Genomic DNA, 4,789 nt, shown 5'->3' on the forward strand with positions numbered 1-4,789 from the left:
TTATATTAAATTTATATTTTCTTAGTATATCTATAATTTTTAATATTGATATAATATAGGTAAGAGATAAAAACACAGTCTGGCTGATAGTACAGACCTATTGAAAAATAGAAGTAACCTGACATCCTGGGGTTGCCCACTCTCTTGTAATAAACAAAACAGAAGGAATTTATTATGGACAAAGTTAGTGGAAGTTTCACTCTATTATTTGAGAATCCTTTTAGGGTAGGTGCATTTGAAAGTGATATTGGAAAAAACAATCAAAATTAAGCAAAGAGCAAGCCGAAGAACTAAGATTTTCCTTAAGACAGCAAAAGAAAAAGCATAAAGATTATTAAATTTAATATAAAAATAGCAACTATATAACATAGTTGCTATTTTTAATATGATTTATTATAAAATTTCATTTTTGCTTAAAATTTTTACAAGATTAAAAATTTGTGTAGAAGTATTAATTATATTGTTTTCTGCATTTTTATGGTCCATAGCTTCTTTTAAAGTAATTGCTGTGTTAACTATTGAAAAAAATGCATCAATTCCTTCTTCATTACATGTTATGGCATCATCTGTTGTACACCCTGCTATTGCTATAACCTTGGCGCCATACTTCTTAGCTAGTTTTGCAACTCCAATAGGTGCTTTACCCATGGCAGTTTGATTATCCAACCTTCCTTCACCAGTTACAACTATATCAGCATCTTTTACTGATTCTTCTAATTTAATTTCATCTAATATTATTTTTATTCCAGACTCTAATTTTGAATTTAAGAATGTTAAAAATCCATATCCTAATCCTCCTGCTGCTCCTGCTCCAGGTGTGTTCGCTAAATCCTTATTTAAATCTCTTTTTACTATTTCAGCAAAATTTTTAAGCCCTTTATCTAACTCATCAACTATCTCTGGTGTAGCTCCTTTTTGTGGACCATATATATGTGCCGCTCCATTTAATCCAAATAAAGGATTATTTACATCACAAGCAATTTTAAAGTTACATTCATCTAATTCTTTTAATTTTCCACTATCATCTATTCTTTTTATTTGGTTTAATACTTTCCCACCTAAATTAACTAAGCTATTATTTTCATCATAAAATTTAAATCCTAAGGCTTGAAGCATACCTACTCCTGCATCATTTGTAGCACTTCCTCCAATTCCCATTATGAAGTTTCTACACCCTTCATCTATGGCAGCTTTTATTATTTGTCCAACTCCGTAAGTTGTAGTTTTTAAAGGATTTTTTTCTTCTCCTGAAACTTGAGTAATTCCCGCTGCTTGAGCTATTTCCATAATTGCCGTTTTATTATCATCTAATATGCCATAAGTTGCTTCAACTAACTTTGTAGCTGGACCACAGACCTTTACAACTTTTCTTCTTCCATTCATTCCATCTACTAAGGCATCAACTGTACCTTCTCCACCATCTGCCAACGGTTTTATTTCTATATGTGCATCAAGTTTAGAATTTTCTATTCCTTTTTTTATAGCATTAGCTGCTTCTATTGAACTTAAACTTCCCTTAAAAGAATCTATGGCAATTACAATTTTCATAAGTATATTACCTCCTACTAATATTATATATTATTAAATATACTATATTTTTCATAATAACAAAAAATCCTAGCCATAAAGTAAATTTTACTATTATTGACTAGGATTTTTATTAATTTAAGGTTAAATTTTTATTTTTAAGGTTTTTATTAAACTGTTTCTACTTTTATTAAGTTAGTAGTTCCATTACCACCAGCAGTTATAACTACTACATCATTTTCGCTTACGTAGTTAGCTGCTTTAGCTGCCTCTATAGAATTTACTATAACTTGATCCGTATTTGTTGACTTTTCTCTTATAACTGGAAGTACACCCCAAGTTAAAGATAATTGTCTTCTAACACTTTCATGACTAGTTGTTGCTATTATTGTGCAGTCTGGTCTGAATTTAGATACCATTCTTGCAGTGTGTCCTGAAGAAGTTGAACTAAGTATTGCTCTTGCTTCTAAATCCATAGCAGTTGTACAAGTTGCATAACTTATAGCATCTGTAACATTCTTAGATTTATTTATCATATCTCTTTTATTTTTCATTGTTTCTTCTGCTCTTTTAGCTATTGTAGCCATAGTTCTTACCGCTTCCACTGGATATTTACCTGCAGCAGTTTCTCCTGATAACATTATTGCATCTGTTCCATCGTATATAGCATTTGCAACGTCTGTAACTTCTGCTCTAGTTGGTCTTGGATTTCTCATCATAGAGTCAAGCATTTGAGTAGCTGTTATAACTGGTTTTCCAGCTTCGTTACATTTTTTAATCATTAGCTTTTGAACAACTGGTATTTCTTCTGTTGGTATTTCAACTCCAAGGTCTCCCCTAGCTACCATTATTCCATCAGAAACCGCTATTATTTCATCTAAATTATCTACACCTTCTTGATTTTCTATTTTAGATATTATTTTTATATGATCAGCATTGTTTTCTTCTAATATTTCTCTTATAGCAAGTACATCAGATACTTTTCTTACGAAAGATGCTGCTATAAAATCTATTCCTTGCTCTATCCCAAACTCTATATCACTTCTATCTTTTTCAGTTATAGCTGGAAGATTTACTTTAACTCCTGGCACGTTAACCCCTTTGTGGTTTTTAACTATTCCTGAGTTTTGAACTTCACAAACTATATCATCTCCATTTATCTCTTTAACAGTAAGCCCTACTAGACCATCATCTATTAATATAGTGTCTCCTGCTTTAACATCATTTGCTAAACCTTTGTAACTTACTGTACACATATCTTTATTCCCCATAACATCTTTCATTGTTACTGTGAAAGTTTGTCCTTCTTCTAAAAAAACTTCTGGTACATCAAATTGTCCTGTTCTTATTTCTGGTCCTTTAGTATCTAAAAGTATAGCAGTAGGTTGACCTAATTCTTCTCTTAATTTTTTAACTAGATCCATTCTTCCTTTATGTTCCTCATGAGATCCATGCGAGAAGTTCATTCTACACACATTTAATCCACTTTTCATAAGCTCTCTTAATACTTCTTCTTTTTCACTAGCTGGCCCTAATGTACAGACAATTTTAGTTCTTTTTATGTTGTTTATCATGATTTGCTCTCCCTCTTGTTATTTAATACACACTTTTTATATGTTTTAGTGTATAATAAATAGTGTTGTTTATTTTATTGTGTTATATTAAAATTTACTTCAAACATATTTTAAATTAAATACCATTATTGGCAGTAATGGTATTTTATATTTAAAAAAATCCTAGTCAGTAGTCCAACAATAATACTACAACGACTAGGATTTTTTATATTAAAGTCTTATCAATTAAACTTTATTTACTTTCAAACTATTTTTTTAAGTTGTAGAAAGAGTTTAATCCACAGTATCTTGCACAGTCTCCAACCATTTCTTCTATTCTTAATAATTGGTTGTATTTAGCAACTCTATCAGTTCTTGATGGAGCACCAGTTTTTATTTGTCCTGCATTTACAGCTACAGCTAAGTCAGCTATAGTAGTATCTTCAGTTTCTCCTGATCTATGAGATATTACTGCAGTGTATCCAGCTCTCTTAGCCATTTCTATAGCATCTAAAGTTTCAGTTATAGTACCTATTTGGTTAACTTTTATTAATATAGAGTTAGCAACACCAGCTTCTATACCTCTTTCAAGTCTTTCAGTGTTAGTAACGAATAAGTCGTCTCCTACTAATTGTAATTTATTTCCTAATCTTTCAGTAAGAACTTTCCATCCATCCCAATCTTCTTCGTCTAATCCATCTTCTATAGTTATTATTGGGAAGTTGTTAGCCCAATCTTCATATAATTCAACCATTTGCTCAGCTGTTAATTCTTTTCCTTCTCCAGCTAAAACATATTTTTTAGTTTCTTTGTTGTACATTTCTGTAGCAGCAACGTCTAGTCCTAACATAACGTCTTTTCCTGGCTCATATCCAGCTTTAGCTATAGCATCAACTATTAATTCTAATGCTTCTCTATTTGATCCTAAGTTTGGAGCGAATCCACCTTCGTCACCTACCCCACAAGCTAATCCTTTTTCTCCAAGAACTTTCTTTAATGAATGGAATACTTCTGCACCCATTCTTAAACCTTCTTTGAATGAAGGAGCTCCAACTGGTAATATCATGAATTCTTGAACGTCAACGTTATTATCAGCATGTTCTCCACCATTTAATATGTTCATCATTGGAACTGGTAATTGTTTAGCATTAACTCCACCTATGTATTGGAATAATGGTAATCCTAATTCTTCAGCAGATGCTCTAGCAACAGCCATAGAAACACCTAATATTGCATTAGCTCCTAATTTACCTTTGTTGTGAGTTCCGTCTAATTCTATTAATAATGCATCTATTCCTGGTTGATCAGTAGATTCCATTCCTTCTAATTCTTCAGCTATTATGTTGTTTACGTTATCAACAGCAGTTTGAGTTCCTTTTCCTAAGTATCTTCCTTTGTCACCGTCTCTTAATTCAACAGCTTCGAAAGCTCCTGTAGATGCTCCAGATGGAACTATTGCTCTACCTTCTGCTCCTGATTCTAATACTACTTCAACTTCTACAGTTGGGTTTCCTCTTGAGTCTAAGACTTCTCTTGCGTATACTGATTCTATTACTGACATGGTATTTCTCCCTTCAATTTGAAAAATTTATTTGCTAACTTATAACTTCAAATTTAAAATGTGTAATTTAAAATTTATTATACTTATTGATGGGTAAGCCATAAATTTCTTAATTATCCCTTTTTAAATTATTTATTATAAATAGATC

General features: G+C 31.5%; 2 protein-coding genes and 1 pseudogene. All 3 read right to left on the bottom strand.

Features of this window, described 5'->3' with window-relative positions; genetic code table 11:
- Positions 1-393: 393 nt before the first annotated feature.
- On the bottom strand, positions 394-1,548 hold the full coding sequence (locus NSA58_RS16385; RefSeq protein WP_039679223.1) for a glycerate kinase family protein: 1,155 nt from the start codon (positions 1,546-1,548) through the stop codon (positions 394-396).
- 152 nt (positions 1,549-1,700) lie between these two features.
- Positions 1,701-3,101: pseudogene (gene pyk / locus NSA58_RS16390) on the bottom strand (pyruvate kinase); the annotation flags it as partial.
- 247 nt (positions 3,102-3,348) lie between these two features.
- On the bottom strand, positions 3,349-4,641 hold the full coding sequence (gene eno, locus NSA58_RS16395) for a phosphopyruvate hydratase (RefSeq protein WP_039679221.1): 1,293 nt from the start codon (positions 4,639-4,641) through the stop codon (positions 3,349-3,351).
- Positions 4,642-4,789: the final 148 nt, after the last annotated feature.

The organism is Terrisporobacter muris, from assembly GCF_024621905.1.
In the GTDB taxonomy this organism is placed as follows: Bacteria; Bacillota; Clostridia; order Peptostreptococcales; family Peptostreptococcaceae; genus Terrisporobacter; species Terrisporobacter muris.

Coding starts and splice junctions, on each gene's coding strand:
- NSA58_RS16385 (WP_039679223.1), bottom strand. CDS start 1,548: ATGAAAATTGTAATTGCCATAGATTCTTTTAAGGGAAGTTTAAGTTCA.
- eno (WP_039679221.1), bottom strand. CDS start 4,641: ATGTCAGTAATAGAATCAGTATACGCAAGAGAAGTCTTAGACTCAAGA.